The organism is Polynucleobacter sp. JS-JIR-II-50 (assembly GCF_018687895.1).
Taxonomy (GTDB): domain Bacteria; phylum Pseudomonadota; class Gammaproteobacteria; order Burkholderiales; family Burkholderiaceae; genus Polynucleobacter.
The window spans coordinates 1,544,143-1,567,433 of record NZ_CP061307.1 but is presented as its reverse complement, the minus strand read 5'-3'; the positions used below and the strand labels follow the sequence as shown (position 1 = coordinate 1,567,433).

General features: G+C 44.4%; 28 protein-coding genes. 18 read left to right on the top strand and 10 right to left on the bottom strand.

The genetic code is table 11. From position 1 onward, the window contains the following. Positions 1 to 12 precede the first annotated feature (12 nt). The 9 genes from FD963_RS07740 to FD963_RS07700 all read left to right on the top strand — a co-directional run bounded on the left by FD963_RS07740 (position 13) and on the right by FD963_RS07700 (position 6,430). A complete protein-coding gene (locus FD963_RS07740) occupies positions 13 to 453 on the top strand; it encodes a BON domain-containing protein (RefSeq protein ID WP_215361669.1) in 441 nt (146 codons plus the stop codon). Between the two features lie 254 nt (positions 454 to 707). After that, positions 708 to 977, top strand: a complete 270-nt coding sequence (locus FD963_RS07735; protein ID WP_215361667.1) for a TIGR03643 family protein — start codon at positions 708 to 710, stop codon at positions 975 to 977. Next, the gene (locus FD963_RS07730; RefSeq protein ID WP_215361665.1) at positions 974 to 2,545 is read left to right on the top strand and encodes a cryptochrome/photolyase family protein; all 1,572 of its coding nucleotides are present in this window, start codon (positions 974 to 976) and stop codon (positions 2,543 to 2,545) included. The genes FD963_RS07735 and FD963_RS07730 overlap by 4 nt, the downstream gene beginning before the upstream one ends. 7 nt (positions 2,546 to 2,552) lie before the next feature. Further along, entirely contained in the window at positions 2,553 to 2,705 is a 153-nt protein-coding gene (locus FD963_RS07725; protein ID WP_215361663.1) for a DUF2256 domain-containing protein, read from the top strand. Between the two features lie 110 nt (positions 2,706 to 2,815). Continuing rightward, positions 2,816 to 3,127, top strand: coding sequence for a hypothetical protein (locus FD963_RS07720; protein WP_215361661.1), 312 nt, complete (start codon positions 2,816 to 2,818; stop codon positions 3,125 to 3,127). 22 nt (positions 3,128 to 3,149) lie between these two features. Further along, a complete protein-coding gene (locus tag FD963_RS07715; RefSeq protein WP_215361660.1) occupies positions 3,150 to 3,758 on the top strand; it encodes a glutathione S-transferase in 609 nt (202 codons plus the stop codon). 118 nt (positions 3,759 to 3,876) lie between these two features. Further along, positions 3,877 to 5,070 (top strand): CaiB/BaiF CoA-transferase family protein, encoded by a 1,194-nt coding sequence (locus FD963_RS07710; protein WP_215361658.1) that lies wholly within the window; start codon positions 3,877 to 3,879, stop codon positions 5,068 to 5,070. 10 nt (positions 5,071 to 5,080) lie between these two features. Beyond that, entirely contained in the window at positions 5,081 to 6,016 is a 936-nt protein-coding gene (locus FD963_RS07705) for a hydroxymethylglutaryl-CoA lyase (RefSeq protein WP_215361656.1), read from the top strand. A gap of 21 nt (positions 6,017 to 6,037) precedes the next feature. Then, entirely contained in the window at positions 6,038 to 6,430 is a 393-nt protein-coding gene (locus tag FD963_RS07700; RefSeq protein ID WP_215361654.1) for a VOC family protein, read from the top strand. Positions 6,431 to 6,440: 10 nt separating this feature from the next. Here the strand turns inward: FD963_RS07700 and FD963_RS07695 are convergent, their stop codons facing one another. From FD963_RS07695 to FD963_RS07680, 4 genes are all read right to left on the bottom strand, one after another. Beyond that, positions 6,441 to 6,623, bottom strand: a complete 183-nt coding sequence (locus FD963_RS07695) for a hypothetical protein (RefSeq protein WP_215361652.1) — start codon at positions 6,621 to 6,623, stop codon at positions 6,441 to 6,443. A 534-nt stretch (positions 6,624 to 7,157) separates the two neighbouring features. Continuing rightward, positions 7,158 to 7,862 (bottom strand): outer membrane protein, encoded by a 705-nt coding sequence (locus FD963_RS07690; protein WP_215361650.1) that lies wholly within the window; start codon positions 7,860 to 7,862, stop codon positions 7,158 to 7,160. A 21-nt stretch (positions 7,863 to 7,883) separates the two neighbouring features. Beyond that, the gene (locus FD963_RS07685) at positions 7,884 to 9,641 is read right to left on the bottom strand and encodes a hybrid sensor histidine kinase/response regulator (RefSeq protein ID WP_215361648.1); all 1,758 of its coding nucleotides are present in this window, start codon (positions 9,639 to 9,641) and stop codon (positions 7,884 to 7,886) included. 3 nt (positions 9,642 to 9,644) lie between these two features. Next, entirely contained in the window at positions 9,645 to 10,238 is a 594-nt protein-coding gene (locus FD963_RS07680; protein ID WP_215361646.1) for a response regulator transcription factor, read from the bottom strand. 276 nt (positions 10,239 to 10,514) lie between these two features. Here FD963_RS07680 and FD963_RS07675 point away from each other — a divergent pair, with 276 nt between their 5' ends. From FD963_RS07675 to FD963_RS07665, 3 genes are all read left to right on the top strand, one after another. Next, the gene (locus tag FD963_RS07675; protein WP_215361644.1) at positions 10,515 to 10,841 is read left to right on the top strand and encodes a hypothetical protein; all 327 of its coding nucleotides are present in this window, start codon (positions 10,515 to 10,517) and stop codon (positions 10,839 to 10,841) included. A 44-nt stretch (positions 10,842 to 10,885) separates the two neighbouring features. Then, positions 10,886 to 11,227 carry a helix-turn-helix domain-containing protein gene (locus FD963_RS07670; protein ID WP_215361643.1) on the top strand — a complete coding sequence of 114 codons (342 nt, stop codon included), beginning with the start codon at positions 10,886 to 10,888 and terminating at the stop codon, positions 11,225 to 11,227. A 134-nt stretch (positions 11,228 to 11,361) separates the two neighbouring features. Then, the gene (locus FD963_RS07665) at positions 11,362 to 11,763 is read left to right on the top strand and encodes a hypothetical protein (RefSeq protein ID WP_215361641.1); all 402 of its coding nucleotides are present in this window, start codon (positions 11,362 to 11,364) and stop codon (positions 11,761 to 11,763) included. Here the strand turns inward: FD963_RS07665 and maiA are convergent. From maiA to FD963_RS07645, 4 genes are read right to left on the bottom strand one after another with little or no spacing between them, the layout of a single operon-like run. Next, entirely contained in the window at positions 11,743 to 12,414 is a 672-nt protein-coding gene (gene maiA, locus FD963_RS07660; protein ID WP_215361639.1) for a maleylacetoacetate isomerase, read from the bottom strand. The genes FD963_RS07665 and maiA overlap by 21 nt on opposite strands. A 2-nt stretch (positions 12,415 to 12,416) precedes the next feature. Then, positions 12,417 to 13,202 (bottom strand): alpha/beta fold hydrolase, encoded by a 786-nt coding sequence (locus FD963_RS07655; protein WP_215361637.1) that lies wholly within the window; start codon positions 13,200 to 13,202, stop codon positions 12,417 to 12,419. A gap of 39 nt (positions 13,203 to 13,241) precedes the next feature. Further along, complete coding sequence (locus FD963_RS07650; RefSeq protein WP_215361635.1) at positions 13,242 to 14,762, bottom strand: aldehyde dehydrogenase; 1,521 nt, start codon at positions 14,760 to 14,762, stop codon at positions 13,242 to 13,244. A gap of 26 nt (positions 14,763 to 14,788) precedes the next feature. Further along, positions 14,789 to 15,469, bottom strand: a complete 681-nt coding sequence (locus FD963_RS07645) for a GntR family transcriptional regulator (RefSeq protein WP_215361633.1) — start codon at positions 15,467 to 15,469, stop codon at positions 14,789 to 14,791. A 209-nt stretch (positions 15,470 to 15,678) separates the two neighbouring features. Between FD963_RS07645 and FD963_RS07640 the strand changes: the two genes are divergently transcribed. The 6 genes from FD963_RS07640 to FD963_RS07615 are packed head-to-tail and all read left to right on the top strand — an operon-like array spanning position 15,679 to position 20,994. Then, a complete protein-coding gene (locus FD963_RS07640; protein ID WP_215361631.1) occupies positions 15,679 to 16,926 on the top strand; it encodes an ABC transporter substrate-binding protein in 1,248 nt (415 codons plus the stop codon). 10 nt (positions 16,927 to 16,936) lie between these two features. Further along, on the top strand, positions 16,937 to 17,797 hold the full coding sequence (locus tag FD963_RS07635) for a branched-chain amino acid ABC transporter permease (RefSeq protein WP_215361630.1): 861 nt from the start codon (positions 16,937 to 16,939) through the stop codon (positions 17,795 to 17,797). Beyond that, positions 17,794 to 18,729 (top strand): branched-chain amino acid ABC transporter permease, encoded by a 936-nt coding sequence (locus tag FD963_RS07630; RefSeq protein WP_215361628.1) that lies wholly within the window; start codon positions 17,794 to 17,796, stop codon positions 18,727 to 18,729. Before FD963_RS07635 ends, FD963_RS07630 begins: the two co-directional genes overlap by 4 nt. Positions 18,730 to 18,732: 3 nt before the next feature. Beyond that, positions 18,733 to 19,473, top strand: coding sequence for an ABC transporter ATP-binding protein (locus tag FD963_RS07625; protein ID WP_215361626.1), 741 nt, complete (start codon positions 18,733 to 18,735; stop codon positions 19,471 to 19,473). Next, the gene (locus FD963_RS07620; protein ID WP_215361624.1) at positions 19,436 to 20,182 is read left to right on the top strand and encodes an ABC transporter ATP-binding protein; all 747 of its coding nucleotides are present in this window, start codon (positions 19,436 to 19,438) and stop codon (positions 20,180 to 20,182) included. The genes FD963_RS07625 and FD963_RS07620 overlap by 38 nt, the downstream gene beginning before the upstream one ends. Positions 20,183 to 20,187: 5 nt before the next feature. Then, a complete protein-coding gene (locus FD963_RS07615; protein WP_215361621.1) occupies positions 20,188 to 20,994 on the top strand; it encodes an alpha/beta fold hydrolase in 807 nt (268 codons plus the stop codon). Between the two features lie 97 nt (positions 20,995 to 21,091). On the opposite strand, the gene FD963_RS07610 is transcribed toward FD963_RS07615, so the two are convergent. Together FD963_RS07610 and FD963_RS07605 are read right to left on the bottom strand one after the other, a co-directional pair. Then, a complete protein-coding gene (locus FD963_RS07610) occupies positions 21,092 to 22,177 on the bottom strand; it encodes an amidohydrolase family protein (RefSeq protein WP_215361619.1) in 1,086 nt (361 codons plus the stop codon). A 21-nt stretch (positions 22,178 to 22,198) separates the two neighbouring features. Further along, positions 22,199 to 22,846: a substrate-binding domain-containing protein gene (locus tag FD963_RS07605; RefSeq protein ID WP_251367209.1), complete on the bottom strand. Its 648-nt coding sequence runs from the start codon at positions 22,844 to 22,846 to the stop codon at positions 22,199 to 22,201. Positions 22,847 to 23,291: the final 445 nt, after the last annotated feature.

Here is a 23,291-nt window from a genome sequence, read left to right as displayed (position 1 = left end):
GTTTTAATTTCTTTGACTTCTTGTACTGCTTCAGATGCTAAGGGGAGTGAGGGGCAGTGTGTCGACAACAGCATCCTTACGGCAAAGGTCAAAACGGCCATTTTTAATGATTCAACCCTGAAGTCTTGGGAGATTGCCGTCCAGGGCTTTAAAGGCGAAGTGCAGCTTAGTGGTTTTGTGACGGGCATCGAACAAACTAATAAGGCTGTAGAAATCACCAAAACCATTTCCGAGGTCACCTCAGTCAAAAATGATATGAGGGTTAAAGATGGCAATGACCTATTTTACAAATATAGAGTTCTATTTTTTTATTTCATTTTAAGTAGGTCTGATTCGACTACTTTTGCGTGTTTTTTCATAGAAGGCGTCCGGCTTACCTTCTACCCATTGAATAAATTTCTTCATTTCTGGATGTTCTCTCAGGATCTGGGCATGATGGTATTGCCGGGCTAATTCAGATTCAGTAAATAAGGCGTGTATTTGCTTGTGGCAAATGCGGTGAAGGTATTCAGTCCTCTTCCCACCCTTAGATTTGGGGATAAGGTGGTGGGCATCCTTCTGTGAATCTGGGATGGCTCGCTCGCAGATAGGGCAAATGATTGCCGCCGGCTTTTGTATGGCCGGAATTTCTTGAGAAATCAGTTTTTGACGAATTTTTCCAATCATGGGCTCAAGCTAGTTTATTGAATAAGTCTTAAACTTGCAGAGTGCCAAAACTAGTCCCCAAGACCCTCGCAGAACCCGATTTATCTCGCCTCATTGAAATGGCCTGGGAGGATCGCACGCCATTTGATGCGATTGAGAAGATCTTCGGCCTAGGGGAGCCCCAGGTGATAGCCATTATGCGTAAAGAGCTGAAGCGCAGCTCCTTTGAGCTTTGGCGCAAGCGGGTAACTGGACGAGTCACAAAACATAGTGCTTTACGCAGTGAGGATGTGACTCGAGCCTATTGCCCCACTCAATACAAAAATAAATGAAGCAGCAAATCAAGCAGCAAGCCAAGCAGCAAACCACGGAGCCTAAGCGCCTAGTTCTGATTCTGGGGGATCAGCTCGATTTGCAGAGCGCGGCATTACGAGGCTTTGATCCTCAAGCAGATGAAATCATCATGATTGAATCGGCTAATGAGGCTCAGTATGTTTGGTCGCACAAAGCCAAAATTGCTTTATTTCTCTCAGCAATGCGTCACTTTGCAGTAGGGTTAAAAAAGCTGGAATATCCGCTGACCTACATTCAAGGCTCGCCTCTGCCTATTGCCGAGGTTCTCAAAGAGCATATTCTGCAAAAGAAGATAAACCATTTAGTTTGCATCGAACCTGGTGAATGGCGTCTCAAGCAGGCGATTGAGGCATTGGCAAAAGAGCTCAATATTGAGCTGGTAATGCTTGAGGATGAGCATTTCTATTGCTCGCGCCAAGAGTTTGTGGAGTGGACTGCAGGCAAAAAAGAGCTCAGGCTGGAGTACTTTTACCGCCTAATGCGTAAGAAGCACCATGTGTTGATGGATGCTGATGGCAACCCCGAGGGTGGTCAGTGGAACTTCGATCAAGATAATCGCAAGCCCTATTCGAAAAAGGGGCCTGGCATCATCGATGCTCCTGCGGCGTTTGAAGTGGATGCGATTACCAAAGAAGTATTAGCATTCGTTGCAAAAACTTACCCAGATCATCCTGGATCTCTGGAGTTATTTAACTGGCCCGTTACCAGGAACCAAGCTCTCCAAGCTCTTGAGTATTTTGTCGAATACCGCCTCAGAAATTTTGGCGTGTATCAAGATGCTATGTGGGCTGATACCCCTTTTGGATGGCATTCAATTTTGTCGAGCGCATTAAACCTAAAGCTACTGAATCCTCGCGAGGTGATTGATGCGGTCATCATTGCATGGAAAAAGTATGCTTTGGATCTATCAACAATCGAGGGCTTCATTCGGCAAATATTAGGCTGGCGTGAATTTGTCCGGGGCATGTATTACCTTGATATGCCAAAGATGGCACAAGATAACTACTATCAACATCAGCGCCCATTACCCAAATGGTATTGGAATGGGCAGACCCAGATGGCCTGTATGAAAGATGCCATTGGCCAAACGTTGCAATATGGTTATGCACACCATATTCAGCGTTTAATGGTGACTGGAAACTTTGCACTTCTAGCTGAAATTCTGCCTCAAGAAGTGTGTGATTGGTATCTGGCGATTTACGTAGACGCGATTGAGTGGGTTGAGTTGCCTAATACGGCTGGGATGGCCTTATTTGCCAATGGCGGGCGGTTTACTAGTAAGCCTTATATCGCCAGTGGCGCATACATCAAACGCATGAGCAATTATTGTGGCTCATGTAAATACAAGCCTGAGATACGTTATGGGGAAGAGGCATGCCCCGTCACAACTTTGTATTGGAACTTCTTGATCAAGCATCGCGCTCAATTTGAAGCAAGTCCGCGAACTAAGTTAATGACGGCCAATCTCAAAAGAATTAGTGATGAAGATCAAAAAGAAATTGTGCTGCATGCCCAAAAGATTCTGAATCAGCTCGACACGCTATAAAATACCAATGAAGACAACGTTTAAGGGAAACAAAAGCACTCTCCCAAGTAAGGTCTGTGTTGTCTGCAAAAAAGAAATGACTTGGAGAAAATCCTGGGCCAAAAATTGGGAATCAGTCAAATACTGCTCTGATGCTTGTAGGAAGAAAAAGCTCCCTTAATACCTGACTATCAATCCTTGCGAAAGTATTTAATTTGGTAGCGTCAACCCACCTTAAAGCTGATCCGTTATGTAAGAAAGGGCTTAATGCCTTTATAAATGGGGGTCAATATGAAGAAGTTACTAATATGCCTGCTTACAGGAGTCATGCTTGCGGGGGTGGCCACATCAGCCAGCGCTCATGGTGGTAGGGGTTGGTATGGTGGCTATGGCGGATGGCGTGGCGGTTGGGCGCCTTTTGCGGTTGGCGCGGTGGCCGGAGTTGCTGTTGCTAATGCGTACTACAGGCCTCCACGTGTTTATTACACTCCGCAATATGTTTATCCCCCACAACCACAAGCTGCTGCCTATTGCCCTGAAAATGGACTGTACTATCCGCAGACACAGGCCTGCCCAAGCGGTTGGCAACGGGTGACCTATTAGTTGCTGGGAGTAAAGTGCTTGCATGACACCCACTTTGTATTCTTATCGAAGATGTCCATATGCCATGCGAGCCCGCATGGCATTGAAATATGCAGGTATTCAGGTTGAGCACCGAGAAATTGAGTTGCGCAATAAACCGCAATCGATGTTGCAGCTCTCTCCCAAGGGAACTGTCCCTGTTTTACGGATTGATGATCTCGTATTGGATCAAAGCCTAGATATATTGCACTGGGCATTGCAACAGTCTGACCCGCATGGGTGGAGAGAAGTTGATGAGCCTATTGCCAATTCTTGGATTGAAAAAAATGATGGCCCATTTAAGACTCTAGTGGATCAATACAAATACCCCAATCGATTCCCGGAGCTAGATCCAGAAGCAGTGCTCGATGAAGCATTGCAAGTCATGTTGATTCCTATGGACCAGGCGCTGCAAAACTTCCAATACCTAATGGGGGGCAGATTAACTTGGGTGGATGTGGCTATCTTTCCATTCATTAGGCAATTTTCAATGGTTGACCCAAAAAAGTTTGAGCAACTCCCTATACCCGCAGTCAAAAAATGGCTCAATCAGCAGCTTGAATCTGAATTATTCGATTCAGTGATGCAAAAACATCCCACCTGGAAAGATTGAGTCACCCCCACCATAAAAAAGCTATGTTTTAGGCCAAGAAAATGGACTTTTATTAGATCAATTGCTGATTGATTTAAAGTACCCATTTAGCGCATAAAAGCATATTTCAGGGGATTTGATGGAGCCATTATCAAAGTTAAAAGTCGTAGAGATGGGGCAACTCATTGCTGGGCCATTTGCTGCTAAGACCTTGGCTGATTTTGGTGCTGATGTTATCAAGATCGAACCGCCCAAAGAGGGTGATGCATTGCGCAAGTGGCGCCTTCTTAAAGATGGCACTTCAGTCTGGTGGCAAGTGCAGTCACGTAATAAGAAATCACTCTCCTTGGATTTAAGAAAAGCAGAAGCTCAAGATATTGTCAGGACGCTGGTAAAAGAGGCCGATGTATTAATCGAAAACTTTCGCCCTGGAACATTGGAGGGCTGGGGTCTTGATCCAGAAAAATTACTTCAACTCAATCCCAAATTAATTGTTCTTCGTATCAGTGGTTATGGTCAGACTGGTCCATACAGAGATAAACCGGGATTTGGAGTGGTTGCAGAAGCTATGGGCGGTTTGCGACATCTCACTGCTGAACCTGGCAGAGTGCCGGTGCGGGTTGGCATCAGCATCGGCGATACCTTGGCGTCTTTGCATGGTGTGATTGGTATCTTGCTAGCTCTACAAGAGCGCCATAACAGTGGCAAAGGTCAGATTATCGATATTGCATTGTATGAAGCAGTCTTTAATTGCATGGAAAGCCTTTTGCCTGAATACAGCGCATTTGGTGAGGTGCGCCAAGCAGCTGGTAGTGCTTTACCTGGGATTGCTCCAACCAATGCCTACCAGTGCACTGATGGCGGCTATGTATTGGTTGCTGGCAATGGCGATAGCATCTTCAAGCGTCTGATGACAGTGATTGGGCGCGAAGATTTAGGCAATGACCCCCAGCTGGAAACTAATGATGGTCGCGTCAAACGAGTGGCTGAGCTTGATCAAGCTATAGGTGAGTGGGCTAAAACAGTTAGCACTACCAAAGCATTGGAAGCGCTGGATTCTGTATCTGTACCAGCAGGAAAAATTTATACGGTTGCCGATATCGCAAGCGATCCACACTACAAAGCCCGTGAAAATATTCAAACGATTCAGATGCAAGATGGCACGAAGCTGCATGTACCTGGCGTGATTCCGAAGTTATCGCGTACACCAGGATCTATTAAGACTCTTGCCCCAGATATTGGCCAGAACACCGATGAAATACTCAAAAGCATTGGTTTGAGTGATGATCAGGTTGCCTCTTTAAAAGAGCGCGGCATTGCATTTACTAAATAAAGATATAACCATGACCAGAATTTATTTCAATGACGTCGTAATGCGGGATGGCTTTCAGATTGAGCCCAACTTTGTACCAACCGATGATAAGGTGAAGTTGGTTGATGCGCTCAGTGAGTGTGGCTTTGCCAAAATTGAGGTGACCTCATTTACTTCGCCTAAAGCTATTCCGATGCTACGCGATGCTGAGGAAGTGATGGGGCGCATTAAGCGCGCGCCTGGAGTGGAGTACACCGTCTTAGTCCCCAATTTAAGAGGTGCCGAGCGCGCATTGGAATCGAAGGCTGATGAATTTAATCTTGTGATGTCGACTTCAGAGACTCACAACTTAGCCAACCTACGAATGGGTCGAGAAAAGAGCTTTGCTGGATTGGCTGAAGTAATTAAGTATGTTGATGGCAGAACGCCTATTAATGTTTCCTTATCCACTAGTTTTGGCTGCCCCATGGAAGGGGAGGTTTCTCAAACGGTGGTTGAAGGGTTCGCTAAACGTTTTGCAGACCTCGGTGTAAGAGGTATAACAATCTGCGACACCACAGGCATGGCAAATCCTGATCAAGTAAAGAGAATGTGCGACTCATTGCAGAAGCAATTCCCAAATCTACAACTGACATTGCACTTCCACAACACCAGAGGCATGGGCTTAGCCAATGTCTTAGCTGCAGTACAGTCTGGTATTGTTCGTTTTGACGGTTCGTTGGGTGGCCTGGGCGGATGCCCGTATGCACCAGGTGCAAGTGGCAATATTTCTAGCGAGGATGCGATTCATATGCTCGATGCGATGGGTTATGACACCGGCATGAATATTCCTAAGCTAATACAGTTGGCAAGAGAATTACCAAAGATTGTGGGGCACGAGGTCCCTGGGCAGGTGGCAAAGGCCGGCACTACCAACGTATTGCATCCTGAGCCAGATTATGTTGATGAATTACGCCGTGCTCAATAAAGTCTAGATCAGAAGATAAGTATGATTGACCATTTAGATCATTTGGTTCTAACAACCGCAAAAGAAGCGGAGTGCGTCGATTTTTATACACGCGTTCTTGGCATGAAGCTAGAGTCTTTTATTGGGGGCACCCCGCCAGTTGAGCGTAAGGCTTTTAAGTTCGGCAACCAAAAGATCAATCTACACATCAAAGGCAAAGAGTTTGAACCCAAGGCTAATATGCCGACTCCTGGATCGCTCGACCTTTGCTTTATAGCTGATCGTCCTTTACAAGAGGTGATTGAAAAGCTCCATTCAGAATCTTGGCCCATTGTTGAGGGCCCAGTGATCCGAACTGGGGCCACACAAAAAATTAACTCTGTGTATGTTCGCGACCCAGATCAAAACCTCATTGAGATATCTGAACTAATTTAGTTAAAAAATCTTAGGTCAGGGCGCTAACCACTGAATTCAATTCCATAAGCGTCAATTTTTCAATGAAATATTCTCTGTTTTGAGTTTCTTCTTTGATAGTTAAATCTGCAATGCGATTGAGCTCATGAAAACGAGGATGCTTCATTAGTCTTGTGAGATTTTCATCTTGGCTAGAGCTTAGTTTCATATTCATTTGAGACTCCTTTGTTGATCATTGAGTGATGATTCATCATAAGAGGCCGTAATAAATTTGATATAAAACTTTAGTGCTAGCGTCTCTAACTCCTTGCTAATACTTTAGCTCTACTAAATGTGTTTTTAATAAATTTGTCACGTTTTATGAATTACTATTCCCCCGGCTAAAGAAATTAGCTTTCATTTTTTAATTCATATGGGGAAGTAAAGTGGGAAAACTCAGTACAAATTTAATTGTGGCGGTATGCGCATTCTTGATTGGTATCGCAAGCGCGATGGCATTTAATAAACTCAATCCAGGGGATCAGTCTCAAGCGGTGCCGAGCGTTCACTCAGATCCAATGGGTAATGTTAGAGCGATTCAAGACTAATACTTTAGCTCTAGCGCTAGTGAATTATTGACCTAGATCAAGATTCATCATAACGATCGCATTTATAAAAGAGTTCCAGTAGCTATTCAAAATTCTATGACGGTCTTTTGAATATTGATAACCACCCTTCGGGGTGGTTTTTTTCGTCAGTCAGTTGGACTCTAGAAGTGGTAACCAACTCCAAAGACAAAATCGTATCCAGTCGCATCAGCTGTAGATTTAACGATAGCGCCGCTATCCGTTACAACGGTAACTGCCTTTGCTCGATTCACGGCGTAGTTGCCTTCACCAAAAAAGTAAATGGATTCGGTGATCAATTGCTTATATCCCAGTCCGTAAACCGTTCCATTGACTCGAGTGGATTGTTGGGGATAGTTACCGGGGGAGTTGGCATTGAGCGTAGACCCAGCGTAACCTATCTTTGCATAGATTAAATGAGATTTATTAATTACATAGCCAGGCAGTAAGGAAAAGCTAAAAATGTTGGAAACATCGTATGTGCCATATTTTACAGATGCACCGCTAGGCGTAGTTGTCACTAGCGTTGTGCCCACTGACCTTGAGTGACCAGGGTATAAAGCTGCTCCAATTCCTAAAATATAGTTTTCGCTAATGCCAAAGTTATAACCTATCCCTATATTTGCAGCAGGACCATTTGCATGATTTGCAGTTGCTGTATTGGGAAATGTGTAATTTCCAACGGACGTTGTACCGCTAGTACTTTTCGGAATATAACTCTCGTAGCCAATGAGGCCCACTTGACCATAGGCCCCTACCCATGGATTAAGAGGAGAGTCAGCATAAGCATTGAATGAAAATAGTGTGATCAGTAGGGCTGCAATATGATGAAATTTAATGTTTGGCATTGTTGTCTCCTGGAATTAATATTATTTTTTTAAAAGCATTGTGATTGCATTAACAATTTCGTTGTAACCAATAGGCTTATACAGCATGTCAATGCTTAATTCTTTAAATAATTGAATATGCTGAGGAGAGGTATCGGCAGTAATAATAATGGCAGGAATTTCTACGCCAAAACTATCGCGGAGCTGCTGAATAATGAGATCTCCAGTCGTTGTTTCAAGGCGGTAATCACTCAAAATACAATCAATATGATTAATATTTGCCAGCTGACTCATTAACTCTTGGCTATTTTCAGAGAGAGAAAGAACTTTGAATCCATTTTGATTCAAGGCTTGTTTATAGGCATCAAAAATAGTGTGATCATCTTCAAATATCGCAATCGTTTTTGCTTCTAAAAGATTATCTTGTGATCCAAAGTTTTGTTGCAATAAATCATCAGCTAATATTTCAATATGGTCTGGTAGGGCGGTGGTCGAGTAGGGTGTTTGAATGCTAAATGTGGTGCCCGATCCTAGTGTAGATTTCACGGAAAGATCCGTATTAGAAATTACACATAGTCTTTTGACTATAGAAAGGCCCAACCCGAGTCCATCGTGCATATTGCGAGTGCTGTCTACTCTAAAAAATTCATCAAAAATTTTATCTAGCAGGGATGAGTCGATTCCATAGCCTGTATCTTCAATCGTAACGTGTAAACAGTCGTTCTTTGAGATTAGATTAACCCGAACGGATCCTGATGCAGTATATTGAATTGCATTCGATATTAAGTTACCAAGTAGTTGCTGCAGCAAAAACTTATCCCCATGTACACCCATATTCAAAAAATCAAACTGGAGTATTAAATCTTTACTTGCTGCAATTGGAGTAAAGGTGTTGGATAAAAAGCCAACTAGCTCGATAAGCTCAAATGGCTTTTCGAGCTTATTGGAGGTGCCTGCATCGAGTTTGCTTAAATCCAATAGGGACTTAAACATGGAGTTAAGAGTCTGGATACTTTTTTTAATCTGAAGAAAATTAATTTTTTCTTTTTGGTTGAGCTTATTAGGCTCGAATAAGTCTAGATAAATGTTGACAGCATGGAGCGGCTGTCTTAAGTCATGGCTGGCGGTGGCAATAAACTTTGATTTGGCAATGTTTGCTGCAATCGCAATATTGCGCTCGTATTCAAGCTCCTTATTCAGAGACTGGTTCTGAATTTGTAAGCTGACTGTTTGTATCCAAGACTTCGAAAAATAGGAAGCCATCTTAATGGTGTAAAGAAAGAATGCAAAGTTACCCAATTGGATGGGCCATGGGAACATCACTGGAGGGAGAATGGAGGCGAGAAACTGGCAGCTGAAGATCGGAAGTGCAAAGCATAGAACCGTTGATCGATGAACAGAGTAGCCATATAAACCTACGAACACCGCTGTAGAGCTCATCAATAAATAGATGCATTGCAGGCTAAATGGTAAAACAGTTGCAATCATTAGCCACCCAAGTCCCCAGCAGGCCGTTACTGATACGACACCCAGATTTAAGTTGAATATTTTTTGCTTGGTTGTTAGTTTTGGATCTTTATTCCTTGTAAAGATCATGTAGGCTCTAAACACTACGCATGTGATCATTGCCACTAACCAGATGGCAAGATTGACCGGGGGGGTCTCCTGAAAAATCAAAATTCCGGTAAATAGTGGCCCAATAACTGTGCCTGCAGTGTTGGTCCGCGAGGCAGTTTCAAGAAACCTATACTTTTCTTCTAACAACAAATCTTTGTTGTCCTCTATAGAGAAGAGATCCATGTCTTACACCCAGCCGTTTTCTTTTGCTTTTATTACGGCTTGAGTGCGATTAAACACTTGCATCTTTTTAAAGATCTCACCCAAATGCACCTTAACAGTCTGTTCGCTGATATTGAGTGAGTAGGCGATCATTTTGTTGGAGTCGCCATTCGATATATGGTTAAGGATTTGTTTTTGCCTGTCGGTGAGCGGAGTGGGCTTAGACTCATTGGAACTGAGGCCCATTAAATCGCAAAGACTTTGGTAAATAAATGAGGTGTCACTGCTCTTTGGTATAAAAATGCTGCAACCCGCTTCAATACACTCTTGCGCCAAACTTTCCTTTTCAAGCCCGGAAATTGCAGCAATAGCAATAACGTCATCACATTTTTTAAATTCTTGAATGCCAAACAGCTGATTTTCAGAATCCGGTATGAGCAAGTCTAAAAGAATGACCCAGCTTGACTTTTTGGAGCGTACTATATTCAAGCCCTCTTTAATCGAGTTTGCTGAAAAAACTTGTGTTCCGCAGGAAAAGAATTTTCTAGTAAGAAACTGGTGAAGTGCATCCCGATAAACTGGATGATCGTCAACGATTAATAGTGAAACAGAATGCATGGCGACCCTTATTCTCGGCCTATTTGAGGTGTGTTTTTATCTAGAATGATTATTGCATCCATCATCTTTCTATTTCTAGTACTTTAGCTCTATATAAACGCTTGACCAAGATCAATAATCTTTTGCTAAGCCCTGTTTAGCTCGCTAATTTAAGGGTTTTCCTAAACTTTAAGTTGCGGGCGCATATGTCAGTTCAGTGACTAGAGCTAAAGTGCTATAGCTAAGAGAGGGTAGCGCTCTTAGGATGGTTCAAGTTCAATTTTTCGGAGATCCATCATGTCATCAACTTCTATTTTTGGTCGCCACCAGCTCGTTGCTTTGTTGATGCTTGTATTGCTCGTATTTGGTTCTGTGGCAATCGCCGCAACGAACATTCAATTGGGCGGGGATGGCTCTGTTCGCGCCAATCCAAACAACCCACATCAGATTCCGACCTATTTGGATCCCAAGTCTGAAAGCTTGTCCGAAGAAATCCGTCTCATTAAGTATGAAATAAGGGAAGAGGTATTGGAGGTCAGCGATTCAGTTCACGAGATTGCGATGCGTGATTTTCGTGGTCAAGCACAGCCCATTTTGGATTACACCACTGGGACATCCAACTAATTCATTTGATCCAATCTTCGCTCTCAATATTTGAAGATCAACTCATGGAAATCTCCCTATATCTGCCGATTTTTGAAGCTCTGGGTCACGAGACTAGATTTAAGGTGTTCATGTCCATCTATCGCTCCGGAAAAGTAGGGGTGAGACCAAAAGAAATCATTGATAAATTTGGCGTGGACTCAGGGACGCTAGATTTTCATTTAAAGAGGCTTACGGCTGTTGGGTTGATTGTTCTAAAGTTTGGTTGCCAAAGAGGAATTTATTGCGCCAACGAAAACATTCCCCATGAGCTGGCACAACTATTTGCTTCAGGGCTCAGTAGCAATGAGCTATTAATAGGCGGTCCTGCGCCCCTCAGTCTTCCCTCGGCTGAGCGCCTACATTAAGGGCGGCTCAGCCCGAAGATTGATATAGCTAAAATACAAAAGCCACCCAGGGGTGGCTTTTGTATTTCTAGTAGACTGAGTGTAACTATTCGCATCAAATTTTCATTTTGAAACAGTCGCCAAAAGATAAAACCATGAATCGCTTAACCACTCTATTTTTTATGGCTGCAGTATTCGCTCCATTGCAAGCCTATGCCGATTCGCATTTTTATCAGTGCCAGGTAATGAGCGATGCCTACATTAAGGCAGATGGTTCTCTAGATGTATTGCGAGATAGCCCAAGGGTCGGGGAGAAATTTACTGTGATCAAGGGTACTGGTGAGGTGATTGGGGACGTCATGGACGCCCTCAGCACTCCTAAAGTGCTTGCATCGGGTAATGGGAAAGGTTCCTATAAGGTCCTTTGGGAGCAAAATGCTGCAGGCAATAACGGAGCCTTCGTTGATTACTTAAATATCGATGAATTTGTAAAAGGGAAAAAGAAACCATTTGGTTTCTTTTCTGGAGGGTTGCTCTTAACGGGGCTTTGTGAATAGTTTTGGCTCAGGAGCGCCTGGCTGCTTGAGGGGGTGTGCATTTGCGAAGCTCGGAATCTTCATGCAGTTTTCAAAGATGCTATTGAGGGTAGGGGCAGCGCTCATATCCACATTAAATAGTTTTGCACCAATCACATGTGAAGCTAAAGCAATATCAGCAATCGTCACTTCATCACCGAATGAATAGGTTTTAGATTTGCCTAACTTGATTAAAGTGCTTTCTATTGCTTCGTTGCCTTTAGTAAACCAATGTTGCGCCCATTTTGTTTGGGCGGTTTCATCAAGACCCCACTCTTTATTCAGGAAGTTTCTGACTCTAGGAACAATCAGTGGGTGAGTATCGGCAATAGTAATTAAAGCAAGCGCCTTCACTTCTGCCTTATCGATGGGTTTGCTGGGAATTAGTTTTGGACTTGGCCAAATATCTTCTACGTACTCCAGAATAGCTAGCGATTGAATGATTTCATGACCGTTATGCTTGAGCAGAGGAACCACGTGTTGTGGGTTGAGCGAACTATAGGCTTCACCAAATTGTTCACCACCAGCTAAATTAATAGACACCTCTTCAAAAGGAACTCCCTTTAGGTTTAGGGCAGCCCTAACGCGATAAGCAGCTAGGGAGCGCCAGAATCCATAAAGGGTTACGCTCATGATTAGGCGTTAATGAAGTCGCGGATAGCGCTCATAAATACTGCTGGAGCTTGCAACTGAGGAACGTGTGCCAAGCCAGGCAAGATGTTCAAAGTGGCATTTGGCAAGCCAGCATGAAGTTCTACAGACATGGCTGAAGGAGTTGCTTCATCAAGCTCTCCCACGAGCACCAACACTGGTTGAGTCACATTAGATAGTTGATCACGAATATCCAAGCCAGCCAAAGCGGCGCAGGCACCATGGAAAGTTTCAGTATCAAGACTCAAGAAACGTTTCTTTCTTTCGGCAACGAGGGTTGGATTTTGCTCTTGGAACTCAGGGGCAAACAAGCGGCGCATCGCAACATCAGCAATGGCCTCTAAACCCTTCTCTTTAGCAGCATTAGACATTCCTCGGAAAGCAGCGCGACCAGGTTCGGAGAACATGGCGCCACAATCAGCCAGCACCAAGCGTGAGGCTAGTTGTGGGTGACGAATGCTAGTGATCAAAGCGATGAAGCCGCCGTAACCATTGCCTAAGAAGATGGGCTTTTCAGAAAGGTGTAGGGATTCGATAGCTTTAGCAATGTGAGCAGCAATCGTATTTAGATCTCCGCCCACGAAGTCAGAGCCTTCAAACCCAGGCAGGTTAAGCGAGATCACTTGATGGGTTTTAACCAAGTCTGCTGCCAATGGTGCGAATGAACTACTGTCAGCCAATAGAGAGTGAAACAACACAATGGGTTTGCCAGAGCCGGAGATATCCAAGCTCAATTTTTTGTTATCGATGGTTACAGTTTTATTTGCCATGTGAATATATTTCCTTGCTCTCTAATGGAAGACGGGTGATTAGTTAAGGCGTGGCTGGCTGGCAGTATCTTTGTACCAGTCAAACGGCGCATCATCCAAACGAATCATGACGCTCTTAGTTTCAAAGTGTTGATCAAACGATTCTGTACCGCACTCACGACCAATGCCGGAGTCCTTAATACCGCCCCATGGTGATGCTGGGTCTAAACGGTGGTGATCATTTACCCAAACAATGCCGCACTTCAACTTGGCAGCGACGCGGTGTGCTCTAGTCACGTCATTTGTTCGAATTGCGCCCGCCAGACCAAACGGAGAGTCATTTGCCAGCTCGAGACCTTCTTCTTCGGTAGTGAATTTAGTCACAGATACGAATGGCCCAAACACTTCCTCTTGGAAAATACGCATGTCACGTGTGACATCAGCAAAAACCGTTGGCTCAACAAAGAAGCCATCTTTCATGGATGCATCAGTTGGCACCTTACCCCCAGCTACTAGGCGAGCTTTATCTTCATTGAGCCCAATATCGATATATTTGAGAACGCGTTGTTGTTGACGTGCTGAGACGACAGGCCCTAGTTGCACTGTTGGATCAATCGGGTTGCCAATGCGAATGGACTTCGCTTTAGCTGCGAGCTTTTCAACAAACTCATCATAGATTTTTGCCTGAACAATTTGACGGCTTCCACAAATACAGGTTTGTCCTGCACCGATGAAGGCGCCAAATGCAGCATAGTTCACTGCCTGATCCACGTTGAAGTCATCAAATACGAGAACTGGAGTTTTGCCACCGAGCTCTAAGGTCTGATGTGCAAAGTTGCTACCAGCCAATGCGCCAGTAATACGACCAGCTTCTGTACCGCCAGTCAGAACCCACTTGGCCAAACCAGGATGCTCAGCTAGGGCTTTGCCAGTTGATGGTCCAAGACCGGTAATCACGTTAAATACTCCTGGAGGTAAACCAGCCTCTACAAAAAGCTCAGCAAGACGTAAGGTGGTTAAGGGAGTGTATTCAGAGGGTTTTACTACTGTCGTACAACCAGATGCAAGGGTAGGGGCTAAGCTCTTTACCATGATCATCAATGGGTGATTGAATGGTGTGGAGTTGCCTACAACGCCAATCGGAGTACGCAAGGTGTAGTTCAGATAGTTGCCATCTACTGGAATGACAGAATCACGACGTGCAATAGCAAGGCCTGCGTTGTAACGGAAGAAGTCTGGCAAGCGAGAGACTTGGGCACGAGTCTCATTTAAGGAGCGTCCGTTATTGGCGGTTTCTAGTGTGTAGATTTCTTCTAGGTTGGCTTCAAAAACATCAGCTAGTTTATTGATGAGCTTAGCTCTTGTGCGATTAGACATGGCGCTCCACTCGGAGCTAGAAAAGGCTTTAGCAGAGCTTTTTACTGCTTTATCAACGTCTGCGTCTGTCGCATGTGAGATTTGTGCAAGCATCTCACCAGTTGCTGGATTTAATACATCCAGTAACTCAGGTTGGGATGCAGGCACTTCTTTACCATCAATAAATAATCCACGAATAGGGACTTGCTTGTTAGGGTTTGACATGGTGGTCCTTTTAAAAATAAATTGAATTAGTTAACAATCATTCCGCGTGAAACTGCATTACTTACGCGCTTGCCAGCAGCAAGCACATGCTGCTCAGCTAAACGCTGGGCAGCTTTAATAGATCTGGCTTGGACGATATCGATGATTTCGCGATGCTCCTCTACAAGCGCCTCTGGCTTGCCGTGGTTCATATTACTCACGCTAATCTGTACGGCTCTTTCCATTAAATCGATGAGGTCAATCAGTTGATCGCGCATGCGCGGATTGCCGCCGAGTTCAGCCATCTTGCGATGGAATGATTTGTTGTATCCAACAAATCCATCCTTCCATTGATTTTCATCAAAGCGTTTGTATTGATCTAGGGCTTGTAGCTGCTCATCACTCGCATGACGGATGACGCGTTCGATGTTGGCTCGTTCAAGCGCTGCGCGCAAATGAAACATATCCAGCATGTCTGAAATCGAAACAGGGGCTACCCGATAACCTTGGCGTGGAATGGTGATCACTAAGCCTTCGCGCTCTAAGCTAATGAGAGCATCGCGTACTGGGGATTTGCTGACTTCAAACCGCGCCGCCAATTCGGCTTCTCGTATTTCGGCGCCAGGCATTAATTGGCACGACAAAATATCGTGACGAAGCTCTTCGTACACTCTCTCGCGGAGCAGTCGACCGTCTGTTTCTACGGGTTCTGTAATAGTAGCTGTCATGGTTTCAGAGATATTAGGCTCTCTATAAATATAAATCGTAATATATCACAAGGGTTTTATAGGATGATAAGGATTTTTATAAGTATATGATATATATAGATAAATAATATTTACAGAAAAATATTGCGTAAATTTAAATTTATTGTAGTATATCAACTAAGACGTTAAAACTACAATTACAGAGTACAAAACACCGCGAGGAGACAGTTATGTTGAAGAAGATCCACCTAAAAGCCGTAGCGCTTGCAGTAACGGGGGCGCTGTTAACCCCTGCAGCCTTTGCGGCTGACAGCACACCGATTCGGGTTGGTTTCTTAACCATCAAATCGGGTGCTTTGGCTGCGGGCGGCAAACAGATGGAGGAGGCAATCAATCTGTTTATGAAGGAGCGCAATAACACGATCGCCGGTAGAAAGGTGGAGCTATTCGTTGCTGATACTTCTGGCCAACCAGCCGTTACTAAAACTAAAACACAAGAGCTAGTAGAAAAAGATAAGGTTCAGGTCATTATTGGACCTTTGGCAGCATTTGAAGCGATTGCAGTAGATGACTACATTAAAAAAGTAGGCGTACCTGTAATCTCCCCATCTGCTGGCGCTGAAGATTTAACACAACGCAAACCAAATCCATGGTTTGTTCGTGGTGTTGGTAGCTCAGCTCAACCAAGTCATGCGCTTGGCGAGTACGCTGCTAAAGACTTAAAGTACAAGCGCATTGCCATCATTGCTGATGACTTTGCTTTTGGTCATGAGATTGCAGCTGGTTTCCAAAGAACATTTGAAGAGAACGGCGGCAAGGTAGTACAAAAGCTCTGGACTCCTTTGAACGTAGCTGACTATGGTACTTACATTGGCCAGATTAAGCCAAACGTTGACGCTGTATTTGCGGCCTTTGCTGGCGGCAATGGTGTGAAGTTTGTGAAGCAGTACAGTGAGTACGGCTTAAAAGGAAAAATTCCTTTGCTTGGTGCAATGACTACGGTCGATGAAGGTATTTTGCCTTTCATGGGCGATGACGCGCTGGGTGTGATTTCCACTGGTTGGTATTCTGCAAACCTGAATAACGCAGCTAATGCGAAGTTTGTTAAAGATTTCAATGCGATGTATAAAAAGGATCCTGGCTACTATTCCATGGGCGCCTATGGTGCTGCATTGATGCTTGAACAGGCTTTAAAAGATGTTAAAGGGAATATTGAAGACAAGAATGCCTTCATGGCTGCATTGCGTGCAGTGCAATTGCCAAATGATCCAAGAGGCAAGGTGACATTAGATGCATTGGGTAACCCAATTATGGATATTTATATCCGTAAAGTTGAGAAAAAAGATGGCAAGCTTACTAACGTTGTGATCAAAACTTATCCAGCGGTTAGCCAGTTCTGGACATATAAAGCGAAGGACTTCCTAGCTAACCCTGTTTACTCTAGAGATTACCCACCTGCGAATAACTTAGAAAACTGATTCGCTGAATATGTCCTTTTGGTTAATTCAGAGTCTTAATAGCCTTGCCCTCGGGGGAGTTCTTTTCACCCTGGCGGCAGGCTTTTCATTAATTTTCGGATTGATGCGCATTGCCAACCTTTCGCACGGCGCTTATTTCATGTTGGGTGCTTATGTTGGCTTAAGTGTGATTGAGGCAGGGTACTCTTTCTTCTTAGCTATATTGGCTGCTGCAATTGCCATTGGTTTATTAGGTATTGCAGTAGAAAGAGTCATTCTGCGTCGCTTAGCGGGTAACAGTCTGTCTCAGGTATTGGCAACTTTAGGTGTGGCATTTGTCATTGCAGATTGCAGTCTTTGGTTTTGGGGTGGTGATCCTCGTCCGGTTGCGGCTCCAAGCTTTCTTGCTGGCGGTATTCAGATCCTTGGTCAAACCTTTCCCCTCTATCGAATCGCTTTAGTCATCTTTAGTATTTTTGTGGCGCTCGGCTTATGGCTCTTGCTAGACAAAACAAAGCTAGGCGTCATGATTCGTGCCAGTGTTGATGATCGCCAAATGGCTCAGGGCATTGGTGTGCCTGCTACTAAGTTGTTCTCCATTGTTTTTTGCTTGGGGGCGGCCTTAGCAGGTGTCGGCGGTATTGCTGCTGCTCCAATTTTGTCAGTTTATCCAGGTCTGGATGCAGACATGCTGCCAATTGCATTGGTTGTCGTGATTCTGGGGGGCCTCGGCAGTTTGTTGGGTGCATTCATTGGCAGCTTTTTGATTGGTTTTATCTACAGCTTTGGCCAGGCCCTGTTTCCCGATTTGGCCTACATCATTTTATTTTTACCAATGCTGATTATTTTGGCTGTCCGCCCCCGTGGCTTGTTTGGAAAGATTAGCGCTTGAACCGCATTTTTTATATTGTCATTCTGGCTGTATTGCTTGCACTTCCGATCATTCTCGGCGGAACGTATTACACCAACTTAGCGAGTCAAATTCTAATCGCCGGTATCTTTGCCATGAGTCTTAATTTGCTCGTAGGTTATGCCGGCCTAACTTCATTAGGCCATGCGGGTTATTTGGGTTTGGCTGCGTATATTAGTAGTTGGTTGACAGTAAAGCTAGGCTGGAGTCATGCAAGTACGGCAGCCATTGCGATTGCAGGCACTACTGCCGTCGCCGGTATATTTGGTTTGATTGCCTTACGCGCTACGGGTATTAGTTTTCTGATGATTACTTTAGCGTTTGGGCAAATTCTATGGGGCTTAGCTTATCGCTGGGCCAGCGTCACTGGTGGTGATAATGGAATATCTGGTATTACCAGACCGCATATTTTTGGGTTCGATTTAGGTGAGGCAAGTTATTTCTACTACTTCACCCTTTTTGTATTTTTATTGGTTTGGATTGCGATTGCGATCTTGGTGCGCTCTCCTTTTGGTGCGACCATTCGCGGGACCAAAGATCAGCCTCGTAGGATGAGTGCGCTTGGTTTTAACGTCTGGTTAATTCGCTGGGTAACCTTCACTGCTTGTGGCTTCTTCGGCTCAATCGGTGGAATTATGTATGTCTACTACCACCAATTTATTAGCCCACACAGCCTTTCATTGGCAAACTCTGCTGAGATGCTCTTGATGGTGATTGCTGGAGGTGCTGGCACCTTGATGGGCCCAGTTATTGGAGCTGCTTTAGTGATGTTGCTAAAGAATGTAGCAAGCCAATATGTAGATCACTGGGTGACTTTATTAGGTTTGGTATTTATTTTCATTGTAATGTTCATTCCAGGCGGCATTGTTGCTGGATTTGATCGCATTAAAAATGCACTCAACTCAAACAAGTAAAAGATGAGTCCCATTCTTCAAGTTTCCGATTTAAGCAAATCCTTTGGTGGTCTAAAGGTGACTAAGGGTGTCAATCTCACTGTGAATGCCGGAGAGAGGCACCTATTGATCGGGCCAAATGGTGCTGGCAAGACAACATTGTTTAACCTCATCTCAGGTGATCTTGCTTCAGACTCTGGAACCATCATGCTTGCTGGAATAAATGTTACCAAGCTGCCAACTGCTAAGCGTGCACAACTCGATTTAGCAAGAACCTATCAAATTCTGACGTTGTTTGGCAAAGACAATTTGATTTCTAACGTGAAATTAGCCTTACTAGGCAAAATGCCACTACGTTGGAAGTGCTGGGGGTCCTTCTTATCCGAGTCGGACTTGGATCAGAAGGCATTAGCCGTTTTAGAAAAGGTGGGGTTGGGCGCTAAAGCCTATCTACCCTTAGAGCAGACCTCCTATGGGGAGAAGCGTCGCTTAGAGATTGCGATGGCCCTAGCTCAAAACCCACAAATTTTATTACTTGACGAACCTTTGGCAGGCTTATCTACAGAAGAACGTGAAACCATTACTGAGTTGCTCCAGCAAATCGATCGCAATATTACCATTTTGATGATTGAGCATGATATGGCTGTGGCCTTGGCGTTTGCTGACCGAGTAACGCTTTTGCATTACGGTGAAGTAATTACGAGTGGCACGCGCCAAGAAGTGGTAAATGATCCGCGTACCAAGGAGATTTATCTTGGCCACTAATGCCATCTTAAAGATTGAAGGCTTAAATGCCTTTTATGGCGATAGCCATATTCTGTATGACATCTCATTTGAGCTAAAGAAAGACACCGTGCTTGCGCTATTGGGCAGAAACGGTGCAGGCAAGACTACTTGCATTAGCTCCATCATTGGTTTCTTATCCGGCAGAAGTGGTTTGATTGAGTTGGATGGTGTGGCATTACAAAACTTATCACCAGAGAAAATCTGCCAAGCAGGCATCGGCATTGTTCCGCAAGGGCGCCGTATCTTCCCTAGTCTTACCGTTAAAGAGAATTTAGATGTGGCTTATCAAGCGCCTCGTGCTGGCAGTGCACGTCAATGGTCGCTTGAAGACGTATTCCAGTTCTTCCCGCGCTTGAATGAGCGCAAGAACCAGATTGCGGGCAGCTTATCTGGCGGTGAGCAACAGATGCTAGCAATTGGTAGAGCCTTAATGACCAATCCTAAAGTATTGCTATTGGATGAGCCTTCAGAAGGTTTGGCCCCACAAATTGTCAAAGAAGTGGGCAATATTATTGCCACCCTCAAGCCGTTTATTTCTATTGTTTTAGTTGAGCAAAATCTCAATCTTGCTTTAAGTGTGGCAGATGATGTCGTGCTGTTGAATGGAGGCAAGGTCGTCTTTAGTGGCAGCAAAGCGCTATTTACTGAAAAGCAGCAGGAGCTACAAGCTCACTTGAGTGTGGAGTAACTGATATGCAGGATTTATTAAAGACGGCAAAGATCGGCAAGTACAACATTCAATATGTGGATGTTGGCAAAGGTGTTCCAGTGGTTTTAATCCACGGCCTTGCAGGTGACTATAGCGCATGGACAGCACAGATTCAGCTTTTAAAAGATCACTACAGAGTGATTGCATTTGATAACCGGGGTGCAGGCAAGAGTACCCAAGTAGATGAACCTATTAGCACCCAAGATCTTGCGAAAGATACCCTGGGCTTGATGGATTTTTTAAATATCCCATCAGCGCATGTTGTTGGTAGATCTATGGGTGGCGCGGTTGCTCAGCACATGGCTTTAATGTCACCGGAGCGAGTGAAGTCCTTAGTACTGTGCGCATCGTTTGCAATGCTTGACCCACTTGGTCGTCGAGTGTTGTTAAATATGCGGGAGGCACTTGAATGGCGCATGAGTTGGGCTGATCATGCAAGGCATTCTGTACAAAACTTTGTCTCAGCAGAGTTTTTTAATACTAAGCAAGAGCAAGTTAAAAAGATTGAAGCACTCATTGGCGGAGAAACCCGATTGCCTGCGTGCTACAGCCGTCAGAATGAAGCCTGCCAAAACCACGACACTGTAGATCAGTTGGCTTTTATCAAGCAACCAACTCTGATCATGGCCGGTAAAAATGATCCAATTTGCTCTTTAACTGCTACAGAGATCATGGGCAAAGGTATTGCTGGTTCAGAAACCATTCTGTTTGACAATGCGAGCCATTTTTTCTTAATGGAGCAGCCTGAGAAATTTAATCGGAGCCTTAAAGAGTGGCTTGATACACATTAAGCAAAGCTTAGAAAAATAATAGGCAAAGAAAAAGCCCTTGAGCGGATGCTCGGAGGCTTTTTTATAACTAACTAGGCGAGGTTTTAGCTTAATTGGTTTATAAATTGAGCAGGCGTTCGGCATTACCACCAAGGATGGCGATCCGATCTGCATTATTCAGCCCTGGAGTTGCCATGACATGCTCTACCGGAAATTCTTCCCAGGGAATAGGGTGATCTGTACCAATCACTACTTGGCTAACGCCAACCTGTGACACCAGATACTTTAATGCCTCTGGTGTAAAAACGAGCGAATCAAAGTACAGTTGTTTTAGATACTCAGACGGCTTCTTCTTCAAAACAATATTAGGATCGCAGTTTTGGGGTGACACAAAGCAGCTATGGTCCATACGGGGCGCATAGGAGCCTAGAAATCCGCCTCCATGGGCTGCCAGCACTTTGAGTTGTGGATATTTATCTAGGACACCTTCATAGATGAGGTGTTGTAATGCGATTGTTGTATCCAATGGATTACCAATCACATTAGACATCCAGCCATTTCCCTTAAACCGCTGAGCAAGTTGCGGAGTGCTTTGCGGATGAATAAATAGGGCAACATTCAGCTCCTGGGCTTTTGCTAGCACGGGATGAAACTTGGGGTCTGAAAAATCTTGCCCCAATACGCTTCCGCCAATTGCGGCACCACGTAAACCCTGTTTTTTTACTGCATACTCGAGTTGCTCTACTGCTAGATCGGGGTATTGCATAGTCAGTGATGCAAAAGCGGCAAACTTATCAGGTCTGAGATGACAGAGCTCTGCTAAATGAGCGTTATTGAGACGGCAGATCTCGACAGCAGTCTCTTTATCTTTGCGATACCAGTAGGGATTCACGCTGAGCACTTGCATATCAATACCCTGAGCATCCATCGCTTTAATGCGCTCATTGATTTTGATGAAATGCTCTGGAATGCCTTTGGTTGGTGGTGGAACTGAAGCGGCATCATCACCCATCAAGTCAATGGCATCTTGGAACATGCAGTGTGCGTGTACGTCGATGGTTTTTATGCGCCTACCATTGATAAAAACAGGGGTAATGCGTTTAGGTTTCGCTATATCGGCAGCATGCGCTAATCCACAACCGCAAAAAAATAAGCCACCCAGGGCCTTGCCAGAAGTCTTCAAAAATGATCGGCGGTTATTCATAAAGACACTTTCAAGTGTGGGTTAACGTACTAAATCCATGCCGCTATTTTTAATGGGTATGGCCGCGCTTGGTGAGCTTAAATATTCAACCAGTTTTTTGGCCGCCTCTTGATTTGGCGAATTCAGAATAATGGCTGCGCTAAAAGTCTGAATGAGTTGAATATCGCCAGGAAGGGCGCCGACATAGTCAATACCGGGAACGTTGACCAATTCACTGCTGGGCTGAATGGCAATATTTGCCTTATGCGCAGCCAGAATGGCAGTAGATTCAGCACCCCTTTCGGTGACTTGAACCTCAATTTGATTGCTGATCCCTAGACGTGGAAATAGTTCAGCATTTAAATAGATACCGCTTGTGCTGCCTGGCATAACAATTTTTTTTGCTTTTACTAGGGCATTTGAAAAAGACTGAATGGTAGAGATGTCTGGTCTTGGATTTCCTGATGGGATCGCAAGGCCTAAGGGGGCTTTGGCTAAATCGACATCCGAGTTTGGCAGAATCTTATTCTGAGCCATGAGTTCGGCTAATCCCTCGCGCGACAAAATGACTATATCTGCCGTTGTGCCCGCATTCAGTTGGGATTTGATGGTTTTAGGTCCGGAGCCCTGGGAAGCGCCTGATTTGGTGATTACTTTAATGCCAGTTTTCTGTTCAAAGCCGGGTAGCATTTGATTGTAGGGTCCCGAAAAACCACCCGATATCATGACCCCAAGTTGAGCTATAGCTGGTGAGCTCCAAATGAAATAAATGGAAAGGCAAAACTTAAGTAAGTATCTCAATGCTGTCTCAACTTCGTAATATGTTTTATGGGCTTAAGCTTAACCTGAAAAGACGTCCATCAACTTCGTATTTTGGGTTATCCCTAGGGTTATCCTAAAGAGTCCATTAATTTATTGGTGGTGAGAGGGGTGAATAAAAAAGCTCTTGATCCAAAAATACAAGGACTTATGTATATGCGGTGGGTCAGGCGAGATTCGAACTCGCGACCAACGGGCCTAAATAGATTTAATTGGGATACATAGGGGTGTGACTTTTCTAGACAGTAGGTTTGTCGGGTTAAACGACAAAAAGTTGTCCTAGTTCAAGTTCCCATGGTTCCAGGACAAGTAACAA

Bases quoted from the DNA above. Each gene is read 5' to 3' on its own strand.
- FD963_RS07730 (WP_215361665.1), top strand. From the start codon at position 974: ATGAAGCAGCAAATCAAGCAGCAAGCCAAGCAGCAAACCACGGAGCCT.
- FD963_RS07725 (WP_215361663.1), top strand. From the start codon at position 2,553: ATGAAGACAACGTTTAAGGGAAACAAAAGCACTCTCCCAAGTAAGGTC.
- FD963_RS07720 (WP_215361661.1), top strand. From the start codon at position 2,816: ATGAAGAAGTTACTAATATGCCTGCTTACAGGAGTCATGCTTGCGGGG.
- FD963_RS07715 (WP_215361660.1), top strand. From the start codon at position 3,150: ATGACACCCACTTTGTATTCTTATCGAAGATGTCCATATGCCATGCGA.
- FD963_RS07710 (WP_215361658.1), top strand. From the start codon at position 3,877: ATGGAGCCATTATCAAAGTTAAAAGTCGTAGAGATGGGGCAACTCATT.
- FD963_RS07705 (WP_215361656.1), top strand. From the start codon at position 5,081: ATGACCAGAATTTATTTCAATGACGTCGTAATGCGGGATGGCTTTCAG.
- FD963_RS07700 (WP_215361654.1), top strand. From the start codon at position 6,038: ATGATTGACCATTTAGATCATTTGGTTCTAACAACCGCAAAAGAAGCG.
- FD963_RS07695 (WP_215361652.1), bottom strand. From the start codon at position 6,623: ATGAATATGAAACTAAGCTCTAGCCAAGATGAAAATCTCACAAGACTA.
- FD963_RS07690 (WP_215361650.1), bottom strand. From the start codon at position 7,862: ATGCCAAACATTAAATTTCATCATATTGCAGCCCTACTGATCACACTA.
- FD963_RS07685 (WP_215361648.1), bottom strand. From the start codon at position 9,641: ATGGATCTCTTCTCTATAGAGGACAACAAAGATTTGTTGTTAGAAGAA.
- FD963_RS07680 (WP_215361646.1), bottom strand. From the start codon at position 10,238: ATGCATTCTGTTTCACTATTAATCGTTGACGATCATCCAGTTTATCGG.
- FD963_RS07675 (WP_215361644.1), top strand. From the start codon at position 10,515: ATGTCATCAACTTCTATTTTTGGTCGCCACCAGCTCGTTGCTTTGTTG.
- FD963_RS07670 (WP_215361643.1), top strand. From the start codon at position 10,886: ATGGAAATCTCCCTATATCTGCCGATTTTTGAAGCTCTGGGTCACGAG.
- FD963_RS07665 (WP_215361641.1), top strand. From the start codon at position 11,362: ATGAATCGCTTAACCACTCTATTTTTTATGGCTGCAGTATTCGCTCCA.
- maiA (WP_215361639.1), bottom strand. From the start codon at position 12,414: ATGAGCGTAACCCTTTATGGATTCTGGCGCTCCCTAGCTGCTTATCGC.
- FD963_RS07655 (WP_215361637.1), bottom strand. From the start codon at position 13,202: ATGGCAAATAAAACTGTAACCATCGATAACAAAAAATTGAGCTTGGAT.
- FD963_RS07650 (WP_215361635.1), bottom strand. From the start codon at position 14,762: ATGTCAAACCCTAACAAGCAAGTCCCTATTCGTGGATTATTTATTGAT.
- FD963_RS07645 (WP_215361633.1), bottom strand. From the start codon at position 15,469: ATGACAGCTACTATTACAGAACCCGTAGAAACAGACGGTCGACTGCTC.
- FD963_RS07640 (WP_215361631.1), top strand. From the start codon at position 15,679: ATGTTGAAGAAGATCCACCTAAAAGCCGTAGCGCTTGCAGTAACGGGG.
- FD963_RS07635 (WP_215361630.1), top strand. From the start codon at position 16,937: ATGTCCTTTTGGTTAATTCAGAGTCTTAATAGCCTTGCCCTCGGGGGA.
- FD963_RS07625 (WP_215361626.1), top strand. From the start codon at position 18,733: ATGAGTCCCATTCTTCAAGTTTCCGATTTAAGCAAATCCTTTGGTGGT.
- FD963_RS07620 (WP_215361624.1), top strand. From the start codon at position 19,436: ATGATCCGCGTACCAAGGAGATTTATCTTGGCCACTAATGCCATCTTA.
- FD963_RS07615 (WP_215361621.1), top strand. From the start codon at position 20,188: ATGCAGGATTTATTAAAGACGGCAAAGATCGGCAAGTACAACATTCAA.
- FD963_RS07610 (WP_215361619.1), bottom strand. From the start codon at position 22,177: ATGAATAACCGCCGATCATTTTTGAAGACTTCTGGCAAGGCCCTGGGT.
- FD963_RS07605 (WP_251367209.1), bottom strand. From the start codon at position 22,846: ATGCTACCCGGCTTTGAACAGAAAACTGGCATTAAAGTAATCACCAAA.